This is a genomic window from Shinella sp. HY16, from assembly GCF_028534175.1.
Taxonomy (GTDB): Bacteria; Pseudomonadota; Alphaproteobacteria; order Rhizobiales; family Rhizobiaceae; genus Shinella.
This window is the reverse complement of sequence record NZ_JAHYXL010000001.1, coordinates 1,885,166-1,909,200: the sequence shown is the minus strand read 5'-3', so window position 1 is coordinate 1,909,200 and position 24,035 is coordinate 1,885,166. Positions and strand designations below refer to the sequence as shown.

The window sequence follows — 24,035 nt, the reverse complement described above, 5'->3', positions numbered from 1 at the left end:
ACCACCGCGGCGGCTGGCCACCCGGAGAAGAACGCATGACTGCGACCCTTGCCGACCCCACTGTCCGCCACTTCCGCACGCTGTTCATCTCGGACGTGCATCTGGGATCGAAGGCGGCCAAGGCGGACTTCCTGATCGACTTCCTGCGGCATCATGAAGCGGAGACGATCGTGCTCGTCGGCGACATCGTCGACGGCTGGCGCCTGAAGCGCAACTGGTATTGGCCGCAGGCCTTCAACGATGTCACGCAGAAGCTGTTGCGCAAGGCGCGCAAGGGCACACGCATCATCTACATTCCCGGCAACCACGACGAATTCCTGCGCGATTTCCCCGGCACCCATTTCGGCGGCGTGGAAGTGGCCGACCGCATCATCCACGAGGCGGCCGACGGCAAGCGCTATCTCGTGCTGCATGGCGATGAGTTCGACGTCGTCGTGCGCCATGCCCGCGTCGTCGCCTATCTCGGCGACTGGGCCTATGACGCGGCCATCGCCATCAACGTGGTCTTCGCCGCCATCCGCCGCCGGCTCGGCCTGCCGTACTGGTCGTTCTCTTCCTGGGCCAAGCAGCAGGTCAAGACGGCGGTGAACTTCATCGGCGAGTTCCAGAAGGTGGTCGTCGAGGAGGCGCGGCGCCACGATGCCGACGGTGTGATCTGCGGCCATATCCACCACGCCGTCATCACCGAGATCGACGGCATCCGCTATATCAACAGCGGCGACTGGGTGGAGAGCTGCACGGCGATTGCCGAACACCATGACGGGGAGATGGAACTGATCACCTGGCAGAAGCTCGCCTCAAGCCCCGCCGAAGTCCTTCCGGTCTCGCACCGGATGCTGGCGATCGAGACCCGGGAGCCGGAGGCCGCTTAGAGAAATTCCAGCGGAAGCGCGTAGTGGTTTTGCGTAAAAACGAGATAGAGCGTTTCCGCGATTCGAAGAAAAGCGGAACTGCCCTGCGGCAACTTGCGTGCATCCGGGATGCAAAAGCATGGGGCGGAAGCTGGCGGATCGCGCTGCGCCTGTGTCCGGTTTCACAAGTTCGGCATTCCCGCCGGTGGGCAGAAATAGCGCATTGGCGTACGTACATCGGCATGATAGAGCGGAGGGCGTTCCAACGCAGGTTCCCCGCCAATGAATGCCCCCTCCGGTTTTACCGTGACCGCCGGCGCGCCGCCGTATTTTGCTGCGCGTATCGCTCTCGTCTTTTGCGCGCCGATGATGGTCAACGGCATTGCGCTGCCGTTCTTTCCGGTCTGGCTGGAAACGCTTTCGATGAGCGATTTCCAGATCGGCATGGTTCTCGCCGTGCCGCTGTTCGTGCGCGTCTTCACTGCGCCGGTGGCGGGCATCATCGCGGACCGGATCGGCGAGCGCTCGATCGTGCTGCTCTGGTCGGCGCTGCTGTCGCTCGCGACGGCTCTCGCGCTTTTTGCGACGGGCTCCTTCTGGCCGGTGCTGCTGCTCTATACGCTGCAGGGCGCGGTCTATTCACCCTATGTACCGATCACCGAGGCGATCATGCTGTCGGGCGTGCGGCGCTGGAATTTCGACTACGGCAAGATGCGCCTGTGGGGGTCACTCGCCTTCATCGTCGCGACGATGACCGGCGGCTGGCTTGCCGGCCTCTATGGCGGTGCGATGGTGCTGCCGGCGATGGCGGTGGCCTTCGTGCTGACCGTGATCGGCGCGGTGATCGCGCCCAGGATCGGCAAGCCGCGCCGTCCGTCGCCGATTGCCGCGATCGCGACCATGCCGACGAAGAGCACGCTACGGCAGGCGGATGTGCAGTTCATGCTGATCGGCGTCTCGCTGGTCAATGCGAGCCACGCCATGCTGTTCGCCTTTTCGGCGATCTACTGGCAGAAGATGGGATTCAGCGGCGTCGACGTCGGTATTCTCTGGAGCGCTGGCGTTCTGGCCGAAGTGCTCTTCTTCCTCTTTGCCGTCCAGCTGCGGCGCCGCTTCAATCTCTGGTCCATGATGATGGCCGGCGGCGCCGTTGCGGTCGGCCGCTGGATCCTCTTTCCGATGGACATGTCCTTTGCCGGCTATTTCGCGCTGCAATGTCTGCATGCCTTCACCTACGCGCTGATCCATATGAGCGCGCAGAGCCGGCTCGTGGAGCGCGTGGCGGAGGAGCAGGAGGCGGCGGCGCAGGGGCTCTATTTCTTCTACACCGGCGTCTTCACGGCGCTCGCCACCTTCGTCTCGGGCTATGCCTTCAGCTGGTACGGCGTCCAGGGCTTCTACCTGATGTCGCTCGTTGCCGCTGCCGGTCTTCTCTCGGTCATTGCCGGACGCATCGTCGCGCCGCGTGTTCAGCCCCAGAGCGCGGCCTCGGGCGGATAGACGGTGGAACCTTCATAGCGCAGACCCGGTTCGCGGTCGCGGGCAAGCAGCAGCGGGCCGTCGAGATCGACGAAATCGGCGCCCTGCGCCAACAGCACGGCCGGGGCCATGCCCAGCGACGTGCCGACCATGCAGCCCACCATGATCTTCAGGCCGCATTCCTTAGCCGCCTCGCGCAGCGCGAGCGCCTCCGTCAGCCCGCCGGCCTTGTCGAGCTTGATGTTGATCGCGTCGTAGCGGTCGGCAAGTTTGGGGATGTCCTGCGTCTGGTGCACGCTCTCATCGGCGCAGATCGGGACCGGGCGGGCAATGTCGCGCAGGGCCGAATCGTTTCCGGCCGGAAGCGGCTGCTCGACAAGGGCGATGCGCGCCTCGGCGCAGAGCGCGAAGTGATAGGCGAGGTTTTCCGGCGTCCAGCCCTCGTTGGCGTCGAGGATGATGGCGCTCTCGGGGGCGCCGGCACGCACCGCGCGGATGCGGGCGGCATCGTCCGCCGTGCCGACCTTGACCTTGAGAAGCGGGCGGCCTGCCTCCTGTGCGGCCTGGCGCTGCATCGCCTCGGGGTCGCCGAGGGAGAGCGTGAAGGCGGTGACGAGCTTCTGCGGCGCCGCGGCATTGACCACCTGCCAGGTCGGCACCCCCGACAGTTTCGCCTCGAGATCCCAGAGCGCGCAGTCGAGGGCGTTGCGGGCCGCACCTGCGGGCATGACCCGCGCCAGTTCCTCGCGGCCGATTCCGTCCTCCACGGCGCCGCGCATGTCCTCAATGGCGGCGAGCACGCCGGCAACCGATTCGCCGTAGCGCGCATAGGGAACGCATTCGCCGCGGCCGGAAAGGCCCGAACTGCCGATCGTGCAGGTCACCACTTCGGCCGTCGTCTTGGCGTCGCGCGAAATGGTGAAGGTGCCGGCAATCGGGAAGCTTTCGGTGGTGGCGAGCAATGTGCGGCGCATGGGACTAATCCTGGCAGGCTTGAAAAAATCGAGGCGGGAAGGGGCTTTTGCAGGTTAGTTCGGTGACAGATGGGCGGCGAGCCGGTAAGACAGGCGCATGTTGTCCCAAGCACGGGAAGATGCAAGAGACTTGACCGCCACCCGTTCCCCCCTCGACATCGCGATCGAAAACCCGCCTGAAAACGGCCGGGAGGTCTGGCGCCTTTCCGGCGAGTGGGTGAACACGAACGCGGTTGCCGCCAGCAAGCGGCTGGCCGATATCGGCCGCGGGCAGGCCGGTGCGCTGGAAATCGACCTCAGCGGTGTTTCGGCCATGGATACGGCCGGCGCCTGGCTGCTGCGCCGGGCGATTGCCGAGCGGCAGGGCGGCGGCAACGAGGTCAGCCTTACCGATCGCGAGGGTACGCACTACGCCGACCTGATTTCTGCCCTGCCGGAAAAGCTCGCCGAACCACGGTATGGCGGCGGCGGGAAGGGCACCCTGTTCGAGCGCATCTTCACCCCCATCGGCCGCGCGATGATGGACGTCTGGGACGATACGGTCGCCGCCATGTTCATCCTCGGCTCGGCGGTGCGGGGCGCGCAACTGAAGCTCGGGCGCCGCAGCGGCGTCTCGCCCTCGGCGATCGTGCACCAGATCGACCATATGGGTGTCCGCGCGGTGCCGATCATCCTCCTGATGTCCTTCCTGATCGGTGCGATCATCGCCCAGCAGGGCGCCTTCCAGTTGCGCTACTTCGGGGCGGAGGTCTTCGTCGTCGACCTCGTCGGCATCCTTCAGTTGCGCGAGGTCGGCGTGCTGCTCACCGCCATCATGATCGCCGGCCGCTCCGGCAGCGCGATCACGGCCGAGATCGGCTCGATGAAGATGCGCGAGGAGATCGACGCGCTGAAGGTCATGGGCCTCAGCCCCATCGGCGTGCTCGTCTTCCCGCGGCTGGTGGCACTGACGGTGGCGCTGCCGCTGCTGACCATCATCGCCAACTTTGCGGCCCTAGGCGGCGCGGCCTTCGTCGCCTGGTCCTATTCCGGCATCACCTTCGACACCTTCCTGTCGCGTCTTCGCGAGGCCATCGACCTCTCGACGGTGGTGTCCGGCATGATCAAGGCGCCGTTCATGGCGCTGATCATCGGCATCGTCGCCTCGGTCGAGGGGTTGAAGGTGGGCGGCAGCGCCGAATCGCTTGGCCGCCACGTCACCGCCGCTGTGGTGAAGTCGATCTTCGTCGTCATCCTCGTCGACGGCCTCTTCGCCATGTTCTACGCCGCGATCGATTTCTAGGGATGTCCATGGAGCAGGTTTCGGCAAAGGCGGACGACGTGGTGCTTTCGGTCAAGGATCTGACCGTCGGCTTCGGCAGCAACATCGTGCTGGATGAGCTCAATCTCGATATCTATCGCGGAGAGATTCTCGGCTTCGTCGGCGCGTCCGGCACGGGCAAGTCGGTGCTGATGCGCACGGTGCTGCGCCTTCTGCCGCGCCGCTCCGGCAACATCCGCATCTTCGGCATGGATTTCGACAAGGCGAGCGAGGCCGAGCGGCTGGCGCTCGACATGAAGCTCGGCGTGCTCTTCCAGCACGGTGCCCTCTTTTCCTCGCTGACGGTCATGGAGAACATCCAGGTGCCGATGCGCGAGTATCTCGACCTGCCGCAGGCGATGATGGACGAGCTGGCGCGGCTGAAGATCGAGCTTGTCGGCCTTGCCCCGGAGGCCGCGAACAAATTTCCCTCCGAGCTTTCGGGCGGCATGATCAAGCGTGCGGCGCTGGCGCGGGCGCTGGCGCTCGACCCGGCGCTCGTCTTCCTCGACGAGCCGACCTCGGGCCTCGATCCGATCGGCGCGGCGGAATTCGACGAGCTGATCGCCAAACTGCGCGACACCCTCGGATTGACCGTGTATATGGTGACTCACGACCTCGACAGCCTGTTTTCGGTTTGCGATCGCATCGCCGTTCTCGGGCAGAAGAAGGTCATGGTCGAAGGCACGATCGAGGACATGCTGGCCTTTGACGATCCCTGGGTGCAGTCCTATTTCCGGGGCAAGCGCGCGCGATCGATCGTGCGTAAAACGTAAGGACGTGTCCGGGGCCGATGGGCCCGGATGGATGGAACTGCGAGCAGGATAGCCCGAAGCATGGAAACCAAAGCCAATTACGCCCTCGTCGGTTTCTTCACCGTCCTCGTCATGGCTGCCGCCTTCGCTTTCGTCTACTGGATGTCGCAATACGGCCGTGGCGGCGAGATGGCGCAGCTGGCGATCCGCATCCCGGGATCGGCGAACGGGCTCAGCATCGGCTCGCCCGTGCGCTTCAACGGCATCCCGGTCGGCTCCGTACGCAGCCTTGCCATCGATGCCGACGATCCGCTCTTCTCCGTCGCCATGACGGAGGTCTCGACCAGCGCGCCGGTCAAGCAGACGACGACCGCGGTGCTTGAAGTGCAGGGTCTGACGGGCGCGGCCTATATCGAGCTTTCCGGCGGCAGTGCTGCCGATCCGAACATCCTGCGGCAGGCCTTCGACACCGAGGTTCCGGCGGTGCTGCAGGCGGAACAGTCGAGCGTGACGAACATCCTGTCGACCGCAGACAAGATCCTGAAGCGTGCCGATGCGGCGATCACCGATATCCAGGGCTTCGTCGCCGATGCACGCGGGCCGCTGACGACGACCATCCAGAACGCCGAGCAGTTCTCCGGCTCGCTCGCCCGCAACGGCGAGAAGGTGGACGAGTTCCTGCAGAGCGTCGGTGGCCTGTCGGAAACCTTCCGCAATCTTTCCGGCCGGCTCGATTCGACGCTCGCCTCGGTCGACGAGCTGATCAAGGCGGTCGACCCGAAGAAGGTCGAGGATTTTGTCGGCAATGTCGACAAGGTCAGCAAGGACATCGCGGCCGCGTCCGGCGACATCAAGACCACGGTCGAGGGCTTCCGCAAGACGGCCGAGACCTTCGATACCTTCGGCAAGCAGGCGACGGCCTCGCTCGACAAGATCGACAGCCTGATCGCTGCGGTCGATCCGCAGAAGGTCGGCGGGGCGATCAACGACATTTCGGTCGCGACTGCCGATGCCCGCAAGGCCATCGCCTCCGTGACGGGCGTCGCCGACCGTATCGGCGCCCGCGAGGAGGATATCGACCAGATCATCACCGACGTGCAGCAGATGAGCAACAAGCTGAATGCCGCCTCCACGCGCGTCGATGGCGTGCTCGCCAAGCTCGACGGCTTCCTGGGCGAGGGAGATTCCGAATCGCTCTTCGCCGAGGCCAAGGCGACGCTGCAGTCGATCAAGCAGGCGGCTGACACGCTGAACGGGCGGATCGGACCGATTGCCGACGGATTGCAGCGATTCTCCGGTTCGGGGCTGCGGGATATCGAGGCGCTGGTGCTCGATACGCGCCGCACCATCCAGAATCTCGACGGTGCGATCTCCGGCTTCGAGCGCAATCCGCAGCGCCTGCTCTTCGGCGGCGACACGGTCAAGCAGTATGACGGTCGCAACCGGCGCTGATCCGGCCGCAAGGTGTGGCCCTATCCCCACAACTGCCGGCCGCCGGCGGGCCGAGGCGGATTTGTCCGTCCGCGCAGCCGTGACAGCATGCCGTGCCGCTGCTACACAGGCAGTTACAAGGGTTTGAGGACGACATGACGAGTTCGGGTATGGGTTTGTTGCGGAACGGGACTGCGGCGCGCGCCGCGCTCGTGGCCGTCCTGGCGACGACGCTTGCCGCCTGCGGCAGCACACAGGCCAAGAACGATACGTTCGCGCTCTCCTCCGTCGCCGCCGTCGAAGGCCCTTCGGCCAAGAGCCGGCAGATCCTCGTGCCGCAGCCTTCGGCGCTGAAGGCGCTAGACAGCGAACAGATCGTCATCCGCCCGTCCGCCTCCGAAATCCAGTACCTTGCCGGCGCGCAGTGGAGCGACAGCCTGAGCAAGATGGTGCAGGCCAAGCTCGTGCAGGCTTTCGAGAACACCGGCCGTCTTGGCGGTGTCGGCAAGCCGGGCGAGGGGCTGGCGATCGACTACCAGATCGTCACCGATATCCGCGCCTTCGAGGTGCAGACCGCCGGCGCCGATGCGGCGGTGGTGGAGATTTCGGCAAAGCTGCTCAACGACCGCAACGGGACTGTCCGGGCACAGAAGGTGTTTCGTGCGACGGTTCCGGTTGGCGGTACGGGCAATCCGGCCTTCGTGAAGGCGCTCGATGCGGCCTTTGCCGCGGTCACGGCCGATATTGTCGGCTGGACGCTCGGCGCGATCTGATTTCTTTCGACACGCGGGCGTAGAAAGGCCCTCATCCGCCTGCCGGCACCTTCTCCCCGCAAGCGGCGCGAAGGGGTGTGTCTTGCGGGTTTCCCCAGGCAAACAACGCCCATGTCGATTGGAAAACTGTGCCGCTTGCTCCTTCTCCCCGCTTGCGGGGAGAAGGTTGCGACAACGGGATGAGGGGCCGCGCGCCGACGCGCAGCCGTCCCGTCAGGCGTTTTCGACGCCCTGAATGGCCGAGACCTTCCAGTCGCCGCCGTCGCGGCGCACGAAGGTCCAGATCTCGACCGCTTCCGTCAGATTGTCCGGATCGCCGGAAACGAGCTTGCCGGTCGAGCGGTCGCGCATCACGTCGATGCTCTCGTAGCGCATGGCGACGGTGGCGTATTCGTCGGCGCCTTCGCGCCAGGCTTCGGCAACGTCGCCCTGCACGAGGTGGATGTCGCGCACCTCGTTCTTCAGGCCCTGAGTGGCGTTGTCGCTCAGTTCCTCGGCAAGGTACGACATGGCTTCCGGCGTTGTGATCTGGCGCAACGTGCGGAAGTCCTCGGCCGCATAGGCCGCCTGCAGCTCCTTCAGCATGCTTTCGAACTGTTCGAGATCGGCCTGCTTGATGCCGAGCTCGTCGCCGCCCTTCGGCTGCGGTGCGGCCTGACGGCTGCCGCCGCCGATGCTCGGGATCTTGAACTGCGAGCCGCCGTCCGGCGTGGCGTTGCGGGCATGGCCGCTGCCGGCATAGGCGGTGGCATTCTTCTGCGCGAACATGCGGCGGAGGAACAGGAAGACACCGGCGATCAGCAGGATCTGCAGGAGAAGACCGAGCATGCCGATGCCGCCACCGAGCCCCTGGCCCATCAGCATGCCGACGAGGCCGCCGAGCATCAGGCCGCCGAGCAGCGTGCCGCCGAAACCACCGAAGAGGCCGGGGCGCGGATTGGTGGCCGTGGCGTTGCGTCCCGCGGACGGCTGGGCCGACTGCTGGCGCGTCATGGTGCGGTCGATGGGCTGGGCATCCGTCGGTGCGGTGCGCGTCGTCGAGGGCGTCGAGAAGGTGCGGCTGCCGCGGCTGCCGAGGCCGCCGCCGGCGCGGCGGGCTTCCGCCACATCCACCACCGTCATCATCACCATCACCGCGACTGCCAGCGTCGCCAGAATGCGTCCAAAGCCTTGTATAAAGATCATTTCCGTCTCTCTTCCCATGCGCCCGCAGGCGCGTTGGTCCGCATATAGCGGCTGGAGAGCCGGATTTTAAGGTTCCGTCGCCGGAAATCGGTCGCCCGGAAGGGCATGTCTCATCAAAGGTGCGTTATCAGCTCCGCCAATTGGGGCCTTGAACGCAAAACGGCCGCCTTGCGGGCGGCCGTTTCGTTTTCCGTCCGGATCAGCTTAGCTGAAGCGGCCTGCCGCATGGGCCAGCATGGTGTAGACCTTGCCGGTGTCCGAGGTGAGGTAGGTCTGCGTCATGACCTTGTCGCGGTCGTTACGGGCGACGTCGGCAAGCAGCTTCTCGAAGTCCGAGATATAGCGGTCGACCGCGGTGCGGAACTCCGGCTCGCGCTCGTACTTGCGCTTGATCTCGTCGAACGTCTGCTGGCCCTTCAGCGTGTAGAGGCGCCGCGTGAAGACGTCGCGCTCGCCGCGCTGGTAGCGGCGCCACAGGTCGACCGAGGCATCGTGGTCGATGGCGCGGGCGATATCGACCGAGAGCGAGTTCAGCGATTCGACGACATGGCGCGGGTTGCGGCTGTCCGGGCGAGCCGCCTGACCATCGGCGCGCGGCTGGCCGAACTGGGCCTCCTCACGCGAGACGGCGCCGCGCAGGAGATCCCGCATCCAGCCGCCTTCGCCGGTGGTCTTGGCTTCGGATTCCGCGGGCAGGGGCTGTGCGCGCTGCGGCACCGTGGCCGGTGCGGCACGCTCGAGGCCGAGGCTCCCGCGCAGCTGCTGGGCCGGCTCCTCGCGGCGGGGCTCGCCGCGGGTTTCCTGCACCGGCTGTGCCTGCTGTACGACCTTGGCCTGAACCGCGGCCGGGCGGGAGACTTCCAGCGCCGAGGAGGACTTGCCGATGATGTCGGACAGGTCCTGCAGGGCCTTGATCTGCTCGCTGACGGCGCGGCGCATCTGCGCCGCGTTTTCCTTGGCCTCTTCCGGCAGGTCGAAGGCACCGCGCTTCAGCTCGCCGCGGGTCTGGTCGAGCTCCTTGCGGATGTCGGCGGCGGCGCGGCGGATTTCCTCGGTCGCACCGGAGAACTTGCCGACCGCTTCCTCGACGGCCTCGCGCAGCGTTTCGCGCATGACGGTCGTGGCGGCTTCGGACTTCTTGCCGCTTTCGGTGAGCAGGCGATCGACATCGGAGAGCGAGGCGCCGACGCTGCCGCGCAGGCGGTTCGCCACTTCCTTGGTCCGCTCTTCGGCGCGGGCGAAGGAACCCTCGACCGACTGGCCTGCTTCCTCGCCGGCCTTTGTCAGCTGCTCGCGCAGCGTGTTGGCAGCGGCCTCGGCGCGCTTCTCGGTCTCGCCGAGGATGCGGCCGACTTCGGCGAACGACGTCTGGATGCCGCCGCGCAGGTTGCCGGCGATGAGGTTCGAGCGCTCCTCGGCGCGGGTGAAGACGCCCTCGACCATGCCTTCGAGCGACTGCATGGTCTTCTCGATCTCCTCCGAGCGCTGCACGAGGCCGACGGAGAGCGAACGCAGCGCGTCCTGGCGCTCTTCCAGCGTCGAGACGAGGTTCGACTGGGCGGCGGCGAGCAGATCCGAGGCCTGCGACAGGATCTTCGAGTGGTCCTCGAAGCGACCGACGATGCCGCCGATCTGCGACAGCGTGCCGGACGAGATGTCGGACAGGCGGTCCACCTTGCCCTCGAGCAGGCGCGACGTGGTGGACACCATGTCGGAGGCGCGCTCGGCGGAGGTGGAGAAGCGTTCGGCCGTGCTCATCAGACGGCCATCGATGGCGCCGAGCGTCTGGCTGGCGGCATCGACGATGCCGGCGATCGCGCCGTTGCTTTCCGAGAGGCGGGCGATCAGGCTTTCGACATTGGCGGCAAGGCCGCTTTCGATCTCGCGCATCGTGCCGGCGGCTTCTTCCGTGCGGCTGGTGATGGCGGCGAGCGTATCGGCCGTGCGGGCGGAGATCGCGTTGATGAGCGCGGCGTTCTCGTTGCGCAGGCGCTCGGCGCTTTCGCGGGCGACGCCGCTGATGCGCTCGGCAGCGTCACGGGCGACACCGCCGATGCCTTCGGCAGCCTCGCGGCCGACGGCAGCATAGCTGTCGATGACCGGACGGGCTTCCTCGTCGATCAGGCGGGCCAGCTCTTCCGTGCGGCTCGCCAGCATGGAGTTGAGCTCGCGGGTGCGCTCGTCGAGCGTCGAACGGATGGAGGCGCCGCGCGCTTCCAGTGCCTTCTCGACATCGCCGAGGCCGGCGCGCAGCGACTGGGCCTGGTCGGCAAGGCGGTTTTCCGTTTCCGTGAAGCGGGCGACGGCGGAGGAGGTGGTCTCTTCGACGGCGCGGGCGAAGGCTTCGTTGCGGGCCGAAAGGTTGCCGGCGAACTCCTCGCCGGTGCGGGCGATGTTTTCGGCGGCGCGCTGGGCCTCGACGCCCATTTCCTGGGCTGCACGGGAGACGGCGCCGCGCAGCGACGAGCTGAGGCTGGCGAATTCCTCACCGGTCTTGGCGAGCGACTGGGCGGAGCGGACCGCTTCGGCGTCCATGTCCTGGGCGGCCTGCGAAACGGCGTCGCGCAGCGTTGCGGCAAGACCTGCGGCCTTGCCGTCGATCGTACGGTTGACACTGTCGAGACCGATGGTCAGCGCGCGGTCCATCGTGCCGAGGCGTTCCTCGATGCGGCCGGTCTTCTCGTCGATCGTGCCGGCGATGCGCTCCGCAGCCTCTCCGGTGATGCGTTCGATGTCGCCGGTGCGTGCAACGAGTGTTCCGTCGATGCGTTCGGCGGCTTCTCCGGCAATGCGGGCAATGTCGCTGGCACGGCTGGCCAGGGTTCCGTCGATGCGCTCCGCAGCCTCACCCACGGCGCGGCTGATTTCGTCGGCGCGGTTGACGAGGGCGCCATCGATACGCTCGGCGGCGTCGCCGACGGAGCGCTCGATCTGGCTCGCGCGGTTGAGGAGCGTGCCTTCGAGACGTTCGGTGGCTTCCCCGACCGTACGGCTGATTTCGTCGACACGTCCGACAAGGGCGCCGTCGATGCGTTCGGCGGCACCGTCGACGGTGCGTTCGATTTGGCTCGCGCGGTTGAGGAGCGCGCCTTCGAGCCGTTCGGCAGCCTCGCCGACGGTGCGGCTGATTTCGTCGACGCGGCCGACGAGGGCGCCGTCGATGCGCTCGGCGGCATTGCCGACCGTCAGCTCGATCTGCGTTGCGCGGGCGAGCAGCGTGTCGTCGATGCGGTCTGCGACCTGGCCGACGACGCGGTTGATCTCGTCGACGCGGTTGACGAGGGCGCCGTCGATACGCTCGGCGGCACTGCCGACGGTCATCTCGATCTGCGTGGCGCGGGCAATCAGCGTGTCGTCGATGCGGTCGGCCGCTTCCCCGGCGACGCGGGCGATCTGGTCGGCGCGGCTTGCCAGCGCACCGTCGATGCGTTCGGCGGCTTCTCCGGTGACGCGCTCGATATCGGTGAGGCGGCCAGAGAGGGCGCCTTCGATGCGCTCGGCAGCGCTGGCACCAAGGCGCTCGATGTCGGTGACGCGGCCGGCGAGGGCGGCGGCGATGCGTGCCGTCGTCTCGTCGCCGATGCGCTCCACCTCGGCCATCGGCCGGGAGAGGGCTTCGGATACACGCAGCGAAACGTCGCCGCCGGCGCGGTCGAGATCGGTGAGGCGCTCCGACAGGGTGTCGGAGATGCGCGAGGCTGCCGTATCGACAAGGCCGGAGACGTGGTCGACGCTGTATTCGATGCGGGATTCGAGCTTGCCGAGGTTTTCCTCGAGGCGGCTGCCGGTCGTGTCGAAGCGGTTGGCGACGTTGTCGACGGTCTGCTCCATGCGGCTGCCGAAGGTGTCGGCTGCGTGCACGATCTTCGCCGAGGTTTCGACGAGGCGTTCCGCGACGGCGCCGACGCTTTCACGCACGCGCTGGTCGAGCAGGGCGCCGCTGCCGTCGATGGTGCGGCGAAGAGCCTCCTCGTGCTGCTCCATGGACAGTTCCAGCATGCCGGCGCTGGTGGCGATCGAGGTGCCGATGGTGGTCACCTGGTCGTTCAACGTCTCGGTGAGATGGTTACGGCCCTCGGTGATGGCGAGGTTGATCGCGTTGATGCGGTCGTCGAGCGTTGCCCGAATCTCGTCATGGGTGGAGGCCAGCGAACCGGTGAGCGTCGACGCACGGTCCGAAAGCTGCTCCATGGACAGTTCCAGCATGCCGGCGCTGGTGGCGATCGAGGTGCCGATGGAGGTGACCTGATCGTTGAGCGTTTCGGTGAGCTGGTTGCGGCCCTCGGTGATGGCGAGGTTGATCGCGTCGATGCGGTCGTCGAGCGTCGCGCGGATCTGCTCGTGGGTGGAGACGAGCGAACCGGCTAGTTCGGATGCGCGGCCCGAAAGCTGTTCGGCGATGTTGGCGGCACGACCGGAGAAGGCTTCTGCGAATTCGGTAGCCTGGCCATGCAGGACGCCCGTGAGCTGCTGGTTGCCTTCGGAGAGGACTGTTTCGACGCGCTCAGCCGCCGCGTCGATCGCGGACTGCATCGCGCCGGCGCTGTTGGACAGAACCGATGCGAGATTGGCAGTGCGGCCGGTGATGGCGTCGTCGATCTGGCGGGCGGCGCCCGTCAGGGCGTTCTCGACACGGCCGGCGGCGGCGCCGACGGATTGTTCGAGCTGGCTGCCGGTCTCGTTCAGCATCGAGGAGAGGGCGGTGGTGCGCTCGGACAGCGCGTTGTCGATGCGGTTGTGGCTGGCGGCGATCGTCGAGGCGATCTCGTCCGCGCGGGCGCCGAGGGCCTCTTCCATGCGCGCCTGGGCGGTTTCGATGCCGGAGGCGATCGAGGTGCCACGCGAATCCAACGCATCCGTCAGGCGGCGCTCGCTGCCGGAAATGCTTTCCACCAGGGCGCTGGCGCGGGCGCCAAGTGCCTCTTCCATGCGGGCCTGTGCGGCCTCGATGTCGGTGGCGATGGCCGAGCCGCGCGAATCCAGCGCGTCCGTCAGGCGGCGTTCGCTGCCGGAAATGCTTTCCGCCAGCGCTTCGGCACGGGTGCCGAAGCCGCTTTCGATGCGGTTCTGCACGTCGGCGAGGCCGCCGAGAAGGGCGGCGGACTTTTCCGAGAGGACCGCGCCCATGCGTTCATGCGCACCGCTGACGGCATTGGAAATGGCGTCGGCATGGCCGGAGACCGCACTTTCGAGGACTTCCTGGCTGGTGGCGAGCGTCGTGGCCAGTGCGAAGGACTGGTCGGTGAGCGTGTTGCCGAGACGGTCGATGCTGGAGGTGAGGATGCCATCCATCGCGTCGCGGCCGCTGGCGACCGTTTCGTTGATGCGGGCAAGGCTCTCCATCAGCTTGCTGTCGAGCGAGCCGGCGCGCTGGTCGAAGGCCTGGGTGAACTCCTCGACACGATGGTCGAAGGCGCTGGCAATCTGGCCGACGGTCGCGTGCATGCGCTCGTCGAAGAAGCCGGTGCGCAGGTCGAGGTCCATGACGGTGTCGTCTGCGGCGTTCTTGAGGCTCTGGCGGAACTGCGCGCCCTTTTCGTCGAGCGCGGCGTTCATCGACTGGAGAATGTGGTCGAGACCGCCGGTGACGGCCTGCTGGCCGATCGACAGGCTTTCGCTGATCTCGCGGGTGCGGGCGATCAGCGTCTCATTGAGCTGTTTGGCTCGCTCGTTCAACGCGGCATTCAGCTTTTCCGTATTGGTGTCGAGCGAGCTCGCGCGGGTCTCGAACTGCTGCAGCAGGTCACGGCCGCGCGAATCGAGGTTCTTGGTGAGCTGGTCGAGGCGGCTGTCGAACTCGTTGGCGAGCGCGAGGCCGGAGGAGCTGAGCGTCGAGAGCAGGCTGTCGGTGCGGGCCGACAGCATGGCGCCGATCGTCTGCGTCGCGCTGTCGGATTTCTCCATCAGCATCGCGGCGCGGGTGTCGAGCATGGAGGCGAAGGCTTCGCCCGAGGTGGCGAGGCGCTGGGTGATGTTGTCGCCGGCGCTGGCCAACTCGTCCTTCAGCTGTTCGTGCGCGCCGGAGATCGACGACCGGATGCGCTCGGCATGGCTGACGATCGCCTCGCGCTCCGAGCCGAGTTCCTGGACGAGGGTGCGCACGCGCATCTCGTTGTCGGAATAGCTGCGCTCGAGGGCGTTGACTTCGGAATGCACGAGCGTTTCGAGCTCGGTTGCGCGGGCGATCGTACGCTCGATGCCCTCGTTCATCGCGGAGACTTCGCGGCGGACGGCTTGGCCGACGCTCATGATGCGGTCGCTCGCGACGGTTTCCGGCTCGGAGAGACGGAGTGCGACTTCCGCCATGGAGCGGGCGGCACTGCGCAGTTCCTGGGCGCGGGAGATCATGATCGCGAAGGCGAAGAAGAGCATGATCGGCATGACGATGGCGACAACCATGCCGATGGCACCGGGCAGCGCCACGAGGTCGGCCACCGAGCGGATCTGCCAGATCTCGGGCGCATAGAGAAGGTTGGCAACGCCCAGCCCGCCGATGACCCAGAGAATGGACATCAGGATGGCCATGCGGATCGAGGCCCGGCCCGAGCGTACGTCCAGCGACTTCAGGATCGCGGCAGGCGTCTTGCGGGAGCCGTCGTTGGCGGGGGTGAAGGCTGGGGTTTTCGGTGCCTGCTCGGGGCTGAGGCCACGCGCGGCCTCGCCGGATGCAGGGCGGCTCGCAGGCTTTTCCTGCGTCTTGTTCGGAACGCGGCTTGCTGGTTCAGACACATGGGCCTCCGAAGCGTCCTTCTTCGAGGGCGTCTCCGGCGCTAGATCATCAAAGTCGATCTTCAGTGCTTCTTCCAGGGCCTGGAAGGCCTTGTCGTCGATCGACTCGGTGGGCTTGTTCGTCGCCATGCGGATACGCCTCGTTACCATGTCCGGGATCGGGCTTCATGCGCGCTGCCGCTGCTCAGGCGCATTCGAACCGGTCCGGTTGGTGGCCGGTCTTGCTGCATACCCTCATGGCACGCAGCGTCCGGACCGCCGTTCATTCCAAATTCGCTCGATAGACCGAAAAGGCGAAGCGGTGTATCTCCGCCCACGGCTTATCCACCGGGACTATCCGGTCGTATCGTAGTGACACATTAGCCTGTATCACACAATTCATTGCCATCTCCCTTCGTCCGAAACTTAACAGGAAGTTAATATCGGGCGATTCTGTATCGCGATGGAAAACCTGCGAAAATGGCTATTTTTCAGCCGTTAACCATAGTTCGCGATTCATGCCCATTTTGCGCCGTCTTTTAATCGGATAGGCGCGCCGGCCGCGCAGAATGAACGTCCCATGTCCCTGTGCGGAACGACGGAAACACCCGTGCCGCATCGACACCTGCGTGCACCACAAAGAAACATGCGTACATCGCGTCTATAAGGATATTGGCAAATGGCAGCGCTCAACATTGCATTCGAGGCGCCGGACAATGCAGGCGGCATGTCCCATTCCGGGGAAAAGCCGATCGATCTGGTACACCTTGCCCGCCAGACCATGGGTGACAAGGGGCTGGAGCTGGAAGTGCTGCAGATGTTCGCGCGGCAGGCGCGCGCGAGCATGAAGGACCTCGCGAGCCTGGAGGGCGCCGCCCGCGCTGCCGTCGCTCATCGCCTCAAGGGCTCCGCACAGTCCGTCGGCGCCACCGCCGTCGGCAAGGCGGCCGCTGCGCTCGAGGACAATCCGGCCGACGCAATCGCGCTTGCCGGCGTTGCCGCCGCCGTGGTCGAGGCGGAAAACTTCATCCTGAAACTCTGCCGCTGAACGGCGCAGACCTGCCGTGTCTTCCCTGGCGCGGCGGGAAAAGCCGATGCCGCGCCCGGACCATCCGGATCCTGCCGGGCGCGCGATGTTGACTGGGGAGGGGTTTTGTTGGAAACGTCCGCGGAAAACCGGCGCGTTCGACCATCCTTCCGCCGGCCGTTCGTTCGCCCGCCCGGGCAGTCTTGAGGATCCGGAAGCCATCATGAGCAAACTCACCATCGTCGCCTTTGACGGCACGCGCCACGAACTGGATGTCGCCAACGGCTCCACGGTCATGGAAAACGCCGTGCGCAACTCCGTGCCCGGCATCGAGGCCGAGTGCGGCGGCGCCTGCGCCTGCGCGACCTGTCACGTCTATGTCGACGATGCCTGGAGCGCGACCGTCGGCCCGCCGGAAGCGATGGAAGAGGACATGCTGGACTTCGCCTACGAGGTGCGCCCCACCTCGCGGCTCTCCTGTCAGATCAAGATGTCGGATGCGCTTGACGGGCTCGTGGTCCACGTTCCCGAACGCCAGGCCTGACATCTTTTCCTTCAGATTGTCGGAAGTACCGGCCGAAGCCGATTTGGTTTCGGCCGGCCTCTTGTCGCCTCTTCTTTGCGCGTGAAGAAGAGATCGCCGGGTTCTGCTCGCCTGCAAGAATAGAAGGGCAAAAAAAGAGCCTCGCCGGTCGGTCAGGACGAGCGAGGCCAGGAGGGCGCATCGCAGGCAGGAGAGGGAGGAGACACCTGCTGCTTTGATAAGGACGCGCCAGGAGAACCTGTTACAAACCGCTTCATGCAACTTCGGGAAGGAAAGTCGTCTTCCCGTTCACTGTTGATATAAACATACGGCGATTTGTGGAATTGCGCTATCGCTAAAACTAACCAGTCATTTCATGCATGGAAACGCCTCCGTGCCTTGGCCCGGTCCCGTTCCATTAAAACTCCTTCCAGATATACCTGCCGGCGCGGTGCGCCTTTACTCGGCGCGGTTCTTCAGCCGGTGCACCAGAAGGCGCATCATGCGGTCGTTGAAGTTCTTCGATTCGATGCGGTCGAAACGGGCCTGGTCGGCGTCGTGTTTCGTTACGGCATCCGCCGTCACCCGATCGACCCGCGCCTGCATGCGTTCGCAGTCGGCCTCGGGCCGCAGGGCTTTCAGCGTGCGCTCCAGGCTGCGGGCATGAGTGCGGGCGATTTCGGCGTGGCGTTCCTCGTGGCGCTTGATGTCGCTCGAAAGCGTATCCCAGATCAGCGCGAGCGACGGGGTGGCACGCTTGCGGTGCTTCCAGCGCGGCAGGATGATCTCCGTGGAGAGTGTTACCCGCGCCTCGCCGACCGCGCAGCGGCTGCCGCGGCGCACATAGGTGATCGAGCCGCCCCACTTGATGCGGGTGGCGCCGGGATGGCGCGATCCGCTGTGTTTCATCATCGGACCGCGCTTCGACAGTTCCTCGTCGAGTTCGGCCGCGGTGCGTCCGCCGACGGAGAAATAGGCGAAGGTCTTCGAGGTGATGGTCTCGGCGCGGGCGGGCTGGGACGCGAGGCAGGCGAGGGCGGCAAGGGCCATCAGGCGAGCGATGGTCGTCATTCAGTCAGCATTCCTTTCGCCACCGGGACATCCGGTGTGGAGACCGGCCGAAAGCGCCGGTTGAACTTCCCCCAAGCTTGGGGCATAGGCTCGGCGAGCGCAACACCCTATCCGGGATGCCGCTCGATAGCCTTAGCGTCAAATCCGTTGATTTAAAGCTAAGGGTGTCTAGGAGATCTCCAAGGCGCTGTCGCCAACTGCGAGGAAAACCGCCATGTTTTCACCATTCGAGCCCTTTCTCTGGGCGCTCGCCCACGGGCGCTCCCTGGAGCTCGGCCCGCGTGGCATTTTGATGGCGATCGTCAATGTTACACCGGATTCCTTTTCCGATGGCGGTCGCTTCGACAGCGCGGACAAGGCGGTGGCGCAGGCCATGCTCTGTCTCGAAGAGGGGGCGGAGATCGTCGATATCGGCGGCGAATCCACCCGGCCGGGCGCGGCTTCCGTGTCGGCAGCGCAGGAGCAGGACCGTATTTTGCCCGTTATCGAGGCGCTTGCAGCTACGACGGACGCGATCATCTCGGTCGATACCTACCGGGCCGAGACGGCGCGGCTGGCCGTTGCAGCCGGGGCGCATATCGTCAACGACGTGCACGGCCTGCAGCGCGAACCCGACATTGCCGGCGTTGCCGCCGCGACCGGGGCGGGGCTGTGCATCATGCATACCGGCCGCGACCGCAAGAAGCAGCCGGATGTCGTGGAGGACCAGTATCTCTTCCTCGGCCGCTCGCTGGAGATCGCCCGGGAGGCGGGTGTCGCGCGAGACGCGATAGTACTCGATCCCGGTTTTGGCTTTGCCAAGGATACGGAGGAAAATCTCGAACTGATGGCGCGTTTCGGCGAGCTTTTCGGTTTCGAACTGCCCATCCTGGCCGGCACCTCGCGCAAACGCTTCGTCGGCGCCGTCACGGGGCGCGAGGCGGAAGGCCGGGATGCCGGCACTGCCGCCACGACCGCGCTGCTGCGGGCTGCCGGTGCGGCGGTCTTCAGGGTGCACGATGTCGCAATCAACAGGGATGCGCTGGCAATGGCGGATGCTATGCTTGACGCAAGGCGCAAGGTGACGGCGCGCGAGGCGCGCGCCTGACAGACAGGCAGCCAGACAGGAAAGACCATGACCACCACCTACACGATCACGCTCAAGAACTGTGCCTTCTTCGCCCGCCACGGCCTGCACGACGCCGAGGAATTCCTCGGCCAGCGGTTCTTCGTCGATGCGGAGCTGGAGGTGCGGCCGCTGCGCCCGCTTTCCGACGACGCGATCGAATCGACCGTCGATTACGGCGTCGCCTTCCAGGAGATCGAGAAGATCGTCACAGGCCAGCGGCGCTATCTCATCGAGGCGCTGGCGCAGGAGATCGCCACCGTGCTCTGTGCCCGCTTCCCGCAGATTTCCCGTGCCCGCATTACGGTGCGCAAGCCGAACGCGCCGGTGCCCGGCGTGCTGGATTATGTGCAGGTGACGGTCGATCATGCCGTCTGAGCCTTTCCGCCGGGCTTCGCTCGGCCTTGGCGGCAACATCGGCGATCCCGTGCGCTCCATGGCCGAGGCGTTGCAGGCGCTCGATGCGCGGGAGGACTGCCGCGTGACGGCCGTCTCGCGGCTCTACCGCACGCCGCCCTGGGGCAAGACTGACCAGGACTGGTTCTTCAATGCCTGTGCGCTGGTGGAGACGACGCTTGCGCCCGAGCCGCTGCTCGACACCTGCCTTGCTATCGAGCGTGACATGAAGCGCGAGCGCAAGGAGCGCTGGGGTCCGCGCACCATCGATATCGATGTTCTGACCTATGAGGGCGTGGTGCAATCCGGCGGGCGGCTGGAGCTGCCGCATCCGCGCATGACGGGGCGCGGCTTCGTGCTGATGCCGCTTGCCGACGTTGCGCCCGACCTTGCGGTCGGGGGGCGCACGGTGAGGTCCTGGCTGGAGGATGCGGATGTCGCGGGCATCGAGCCGGCGAGCGTCGGCCCGGAATGGTGGAAGGTTACTTGATCGAACCGACGGCGATGTCGTCGAGATTGCGGTCGAGCGAGACGCCGATGACCGGCACCATCTTGTTCTCGACCTTCACCGAGATGGTGATGTTCATCTTGTTGTCGCCTTCGAGACGCGCGATCATCGCGCCGTTCAGCTTCTGGCGGTTGATGCCGACGACCACCTTGTCGCCGTTGACCTGGCCGGAGGTGATGTCGAGGCCCTTGCCGGAAGCGCCGTCGAGGAACTTGCCCTTGTAGGTGCTGCCCGACTTGGTTATGAGCGCGGACATCGGCTGCTTGAAGACGCCGACGCGGCAGAAGCCCTCGAGCTGGATGCCGGCGCCCTTGGCGGGTGCGGTGTCGCCCGTCAGGTCGCAGGCGAACTTGGTGCCCTTGTACTTGCCGGCGACGATCTCGCCCTTGCCCTGCCAGCTGCCGGTGACCTGCTCGAAGAACGCCTTGTCGCGCGAGCCGGCGGAGGCGGGAAGCGCGATGGCGGTGGCTGCGAGGAAGGCCGCTACGGAGACGCGGGCGATCAAAGAGGTGCGCGAGTACATGAACGATCCTTGATGGGCGACGGCCATCTGGCCTGCTTGTGTGCGACGAGATTTGCGCGAAAATGGTTAATGGACGGTTTCCGGGCGTCTTGCCCTTCGTCATTTACCGGTCATGCAGGCCCTGAAAACCGGGGTGTTGCAACGAGCCCACAGTTCCAGGACCCCGCCTGCGCGTCGCGAATGATGCACGGTGCCGGGGGTCAGGCGTCGTCGCGCCGGCCGTTCGTCATGCTCGGTGTAAGGTCGCCGATGAAATCGCCGATGCCGGGCCGTTTCAGCGCGCGGAAGGGCATGGGCCGGCAGAGATCCATGGCGGCAATGCCGATTCGCGCCGTCATCAGGCCGTTGATGACGCCTTCTCCGAGCCGGGCGGAAAGCTTCGAGGCAAGCCCGTGGCCCAGCACCTGCTGCACCAGGCTATCGCCCATGGCAATAGAGCCGGTAACGGCGAGATGGGCGATGACATCACGCATCAGGCGCAGCATGCCGATCTTGCCGGGACGGCCGCCGTACAGTTCCGCCATGCCGCGCACCAGCCGACTGCTCTCGTAAATGACATAGCCGAGATCGACCAGCGCCCGCGGGCTGACGGCGGTGACGATGGAGACCCGCTTGGCCGCGCCGAGGATCAGCGCACGCGCCTCGCGGTCGAGCGGCGCCATCAATTCGCGTTCGGCAAGGTCGACGAGGTGGGCCGCGTCGATGATCTCGCCTTCGGTCTCGGCGAGACGCGCGCGCCCGCGCGCCGTCTGCGGCCGGGCGGCCACGAGATGCACGAGGCGGGCGAGGATGGCGCGGCCGACCGACGGGCTTGGCGACAGGGCGGCTTCGGCGACGTCGTGCTTGAGGTCCTGCACGGCGGCGAGACGGCGCAGGCCGATCAGTTCGCGCGCGACAAGGCCGAAGACGGCGAGAACCGCGATCGCGGCAGCGGCGATCGCGAGATAGCCGAGCCAGTCGTTGCGGCTGAAGAGATCGCGGATCAGCGAATCGACCCAGAGCCCGACGGCGAGCGAGACGAGGAGGCCGAGCGCGCCGAGGGCTATGCGGCCGAGGGTGAGGCGGCGCTTGCGCGGGGTGGCGACCGGCGGTGCCAGATCCGGCAGGTCGGCGGTAGTGGCGATGAAGGGATCCTCGGCATCCGGCGTCAGCGTGACGGCGTCGTCGAAGGCGGCGGGCGCACGGCGCTTTGCATGCTCGGATGGCTGCGGGGAGCCGGCGGGCAAAGCGAAGGCGGCGGGCTTGCGCGGACGGTCGTTCATGCGAGCCGGTCTCCGATCAGGTATTGCAGTGCGCGGTCGAGGCGGATGTGCGGCACGGACAGTTTCAGGCCGCCGCCCGTCTCCTCGATATGCGGCGGGCGGAAGCGCACGAAGTTCAGGAGATGCGGCGCCTCGCCTTCAGGAACGGATTCAAGTTCCTTGAAAAGTGAATCCGGATCCTTCGGCAAGTCCCCGGGAAATATAGCTGTTTTTCGTTCGCCGTCGAAGATCTCGCCGTTGATCCGCTCGCCGGCCATGGGCACGCCGACGATGACCGGCAGGTCCTCGCCATCGTGCTTGACGGTCGCCTCGCGGGTGGCGCGCACGGAGGCGAGCGCCATCACCTCGATGCCGGCGCCGCTCATGCCGATGCGCTCGATGGCGCGCTCGACGAGGCGGCGAGTGACGGCCTCCAGCCGCGCATGGCTTTCGTGGTGCAGATGGTCCGCCTTGGTGGCGGCAATCACGATGCGGTCGATGCGGCGTGTCACGAAGGAGGACAGAAAGCTGTTCGTGCCGGCGCGGAAACAATCGAGCACGTCGCCGAGCGCGCGCTCCAGGTCGTGTACGGCCTCGGCGCCGCGGTTGATGGCCTGAAGGGCGTCGATCAGCACGATCTGCCGGTCGAGCCGGGCAAAATGTTCGCGGAAGAACGGGCGCACCACATGCGTCTTGTAGGCCTCGTAGCGGCGCTCCATCATGGCATGCAGCGATCCCCTGTCCGGGCGGCCTTCCGGCAGGTTCGGCAGGGGGGCAAAGGTGAGGGCGGGCGAACCTTCGAGGTCGCCGGGCATCAGGAAACGGCCGGGCGGCAGGGTGGAGAGCGAACGTTCGTCGGATTTGCAGGCCCTCAGATAGGCGGTGAAGGCTTCTGCCAGCGTGCGTGCGGTCGCTTCCTCGGCTGAAGCTGCCGGGTCGATGGTGGCCGACAGCGCCAGCCAGTCGCGCGCGAGCTCCGCGCGGATGCCGGACTGTGCGAGCGCCACGGTGTTTGCGCTGAAGGTGCGGAAATCCTGCGCGAGCAGCGGCAGGTCGAGCAGCCATTCGCCGGGATAGTCGACGATGTCGATCGACAGTTTTCCGGGTGACAGCAGGCGACCCCAGCCGGAGGCGCTTTCATAATCGAGTGTCAGACGAAGCTGCGAGATGGCCCGGGTCGAATCTGGCCAGAGGCGATCGGCGACCAGCGCTCGGATATGGTCCTCGTACTGGAAGCGCGGCACGGCGTCGTCCGGCTGTGGCTCCAGCCGGATTTTTGACACACGTCCCGAGCGCCCTGCCTCGAACAGCGGCAGGCGGCCGCCATTCAGCAGGTTGTGGACGAGCGAGGAGATGAAGACGGTCTTGCCGGCGCGCGACAGGCCCGTCACGCCGAGGCGGATCGACGGGTTGACGAGGTTGGTGGCGCGGCCGGTCAGCGCGTCGAGCGCGAGCAGGGCTTCGTCGGTGAAGGTGGTCAGGCTAGGGGGCAAGGTCTCTTTCCAGCATCGAAGGCGATATAGGAAACGAAATCCGGCGGAAAAAGAGGCCGCCTTTTCACGCAAACCATGTCACGCAGGAATCTGCAGCGGTTTTGCGCCAGCGCGATGCCGAAAATCAAGAGGCGGCCCCGAGGGATCGCGCTGCGCCTCAATGCGCCGGGCGCGGTGTCATGAAGCCGGCAAGGCAGGCGCCGGCATAGTTGTCTTCGGTCGGGCGCTCGTCGAAATCCAGGATGGCAAGGCCTGCTGTCGGATAGCCGAAGGGGGCGGCGGTCTCGGCGATCTCCTTGCCGACGAGACGGTGGAAGAACTCCTCGATCATCGGATTGTGGCCGACGATCATCACGGCGGTCTCCTGCCGGTCCGCGAAGGCGAGTTCGGCATAGGTGTCGACCGTGCCGGAATAAAGGGAATCGACATAATCGATGGTCAGCTCCTCGCTCACCGAGCGATGGAAAGGCTCGGCGGTCTGGCGGCAGCGGACGGCGGTGGAGGAGATGATGAGGTCCGGCCTGTAGCCCTGGTCGGCGGCTTCCTCGGCGATCACCTCGGCTTCGGCAAAGCCATCGTCGTCGAGGGCGCGGTCGAAATCCGACTGGCCGGGCTCGGCCCAGGCGGCGCGGGCGTGACGAAGGATGTAGAGCCGGAAGGCCGGCGTGCCGAGAGATGCCAAGTGTGTCCTC

General features: G+C 66.1%; 19 protein-coding genes. 11 read left to right on the top strand and 8 right to left on the bottom strand.

The genetic code is table 11. From position 1 onward, the window contains the following. Positions 1 to 35: 35 nt before the first annotated feature. Together K0P03_RS09670 and K0P03_RS09665 are read left to right on the top strand one after the other, a co-directional pair. Positions 36 to 872 carry a UDP-2,3-diacylglucosamine diphosphatase gene (locus K0P03_RS09670; RefSeq protein WP_023514975.1) on the top strand — a complete coding sequence of 279 codons (837 nt, stop codon included), beginning with the start codon at positions 36 to 38 and terminating at the stop codon, positions 870 to 872. Between the two features lie 261 nt (positions 873 to 1,133). Then, positions 1,134 to 2,351, top strand: coding sequence for an MFS transporter (locus tag K0P03_RS09665; protein ID WP_272789456.1), 1,218 nt, complete (start codon positions 1,134 to 1,136; stop codon positions 2,349 to 2,351). On the opposite strand, the gene dgcA is transcribed toward K0P03_RS09665, so the two are convergent. After that, complete coding sequence (dgcA, locus tag K0P03_RS09660) at positions 2,321 to 3,304, bottom strand: N-acetyl-D-Glu racemase DgcA (protein WP_272789455.1); 984 nt, start codon at positions 3,302 to 3,304, stop codon at positions 2,321 to 2,323. The two genes, K0P03_RS09665 and dgcA, sit on opposite strands and share 31 nt — an antisense overlap. Before the next feature lie 130 nt (positions 3,305 to 3,434). Between dgcA and K0P03_RS09655 the strand changes: the two genes are divergently transcribed. From K0P03_RS09655 to K0P03_RS09640, 4 genes are all read left to right on the top strand, one after another. Next, entirely contained in the window at positions 3,435 to 4,586 is a 1,152-nt protein-coding gene (locus K0P03_RS09655; RefSeq protein WP_024271081.1) for an ABC transporter permease, read from the top strand. Between the two features lie 8 nt (positions 4,587 to 4,594). Beyond that, positions 4,595 to 5,380: an ABC transporter ATP-binding protein gene (locus tag K0P03_RS09650; protein ID WP_023514979.1), complete on the top strand. Its 786-nt coding sequence runs from the start codon at positions 4,595 to 4,597 to the stop codon at positions 5,378 to 5,380. 60 nt (positions 5,381 to 5,440) lie between these two features. After that, positions 5,441 to 6,811: an MlaD family protein gene (locus K0P03_RS09645; RefSeq protein ID WP_023514980.1), complete on the top strand. Its 1,371-nt coding sequence runs from the start codon at positions 5,441 to 5,443 to the stop codon at positions 6,809 to 6,811. Positions 6,812 to 6,945: 134 nt separating this feature from the next. Beyond that, complete coding sequence (locus tag K0P03_RS09640) at positions 6,946 to 7,563, top strand: ABC-type transport auxiliary lipoprotein family protein (RefSeq protein ID WP_272789454.1); 618 nt, start codon at positions 6,946 to 6,948, stop codon at positions 7,561 to 7,563. Between the two features lie 213 nt (positions 7,564 to 7,776). On the opposite strand, the gene K0P03_RS09635 is transcribed toward K0P03_RS09640, so the two are convergent. Next, positions 7,777 to 8,748, bottom strand: coding sequence for a Tim44 domain-containing protein (locus K0P03_RS09635; RefSeq protein WP_023514982.1), 972 nt, complete (start codon positions 8,746 to 8,748; stop codon positions 7,777 to 7,779). Positions 8,749 to 8,952: 204 nt separating this feature from the next. Then, positions 8,953 to 15,606, bottom strand: a complete 6,654-nt coding sequence (locus K0P03_RS09630) for a hypothetical protein (protein ID WP_272789453.1) — start codon at positions 15,604 to 15,606, stop codon at positions 8,953 to 8,955. A 529-nt stretch (positions 15,607 to 16,135) separates the two neighbouring features. Between K0P03_RS09630 and K0P03_RS09625 the strand changes: the two genes are divergently transcribed. Both K0P03_RS09625 and K0P03_RS09620 read left to right on the top strand, forming a co-directional pair. Beyond that, on the top strand, positions 16,136 to 16,504 hold the full coding sequence (locus K0P03_RS09625; RefSeq protein ID WP_130515767.1) for an Hpt domain-containing protein: 369 nt from the start codon (positions 16,136 to 16,138) through the stop codon (positions 16,502 to 16,504). Positions 16,505 to 16,706: 202 nt separating this feature from the next. Then, a complete protein-coding gene (locus K0P03_RS09620; protein WP_023512203.1) occupies positions 16,707 to 17,027 on the top strand; it encodes a 2Fe-2S iron-sulfur cluster-binding protein in 321 nt (106 codons plus the stop codon). 438 nt (positions 17,028 to 17,465) lie between these two features. On the opposite strand, the gene K0P03_RS09615 is transcribed toward K0P03_RS09620, so the two are convergent. Further along, complete coding sequence (locus K0P03_RS09615; protein WP_443020539.1) at positions 17,466 to 18,077, bottom strand: DUF922 domain-containing Zn-dependent protease; 612 nt, start codon at positions 18,075 to 18,077, stop codon at positions 17,466 to 17,468. 214 nt (positions 18,078 to 18,291) lie between these two features. Between K0P03_RS09615 and folP the strand changes: the two genes are divergently transcribed. From folP to folK, 3 genes are read left to right on the top strand one after another with little or no spacing between them, the layout of a single operon-like run. Continuing rightward, positions 18,292 to 19,164 (top strand): dihydropteroate synthase, encoded by an 873-nt coding sequence (gene folP, locus K0P03_RS09610; protein ID WP_272789452.1) that lies wholly within the window; start codon positions 18,292 to 18,294, stop codon positions 19,162 to 19,164. Positions 19,165 to 19,191: 27 nt separating this feature from the next. After that, entirely contained in the window at positions 19,192 to 19,560 is a 369-nt protein-coding gene (folB, locus tag K0P03_RS09605; RefSeq protein WP_023512200.1) for a dihydroneopterin aldolase, read from the top strand. Then, entirely contained in the window at positions 19,550 to 20,068 is a 519-nt protein-coding gene (gene folK / locus K0P03_RS09600) for a 2-amino-4-hydroxy-6-hydroxymethyldihydropteridine diphosphokinase (RefSeq protein WP_272789451.1), read from the top strand. Before folB ends, folK begins: the two co-directional genes overlap by 11 nt. Here folK and K0P03_RS09595 read toward each other — a convergent pair. From K0P03_RS09595 to K0P03_RS09580, 4 genes are all read right to left on the bottom strand, one after another. Next, complete coding sequence (locus K0P03_RS09595) at positions 20,061 to 20,609, bottom strand: hypothetical protein (protein ID WP_130515773.1); 549 nt, start codon at positions 20,607 to 20,609, stop codon at positions 20,061 to 20,063. The genes folK and K0P03_RS09595 overlap by 8 nt on opposite strands. Before the next feature lie 200 nt (positions 20,610 to 20,809). Next, positions 20,810 to 21,871 carry a YcjF family protein gene (locus K0P03_RS09590; protein WP_272789450.1) on the bottom strand — a complete coding sequence of 354 codons (1,062 nt, stop codon included), beginning with the start codon at positions 21,869 to 21,871 and terminating at the stop codon, positions 20,810 to 20,812. After that, positions 21,868 to 23,343 carry a YcjX family protein gene (locus tag K0P03_RS09585; protein WP_272789449.1) on the bottom strand — a complete coding sequence of 492 codons (1,476 nt, stop codon included), beginning with the start codon at positions 23,341 to 23,343 and terminating at the stop codon, positions 21,868 to 21,870. The genes K0P03_RS09590 and K0P03_RS09585 overlap by 4 nt, the downstream gene beginning before the upstream one ends. A gap of 157 nt (positions 23,344 to 23,500) precedes the next feature. Continuing rightward, entirely contained in the window at positions 23,501 to 24,025 is a 525-nt protein-coding gene (locus tag K0P03_RS09580; RefSeq protein ID WP_023517022.1) for a SixA phosphatase family protein, read from the bottom strand. Between the last annotated feature and the right edge of the window lie 10 nt (positions 24,026 to 24,035).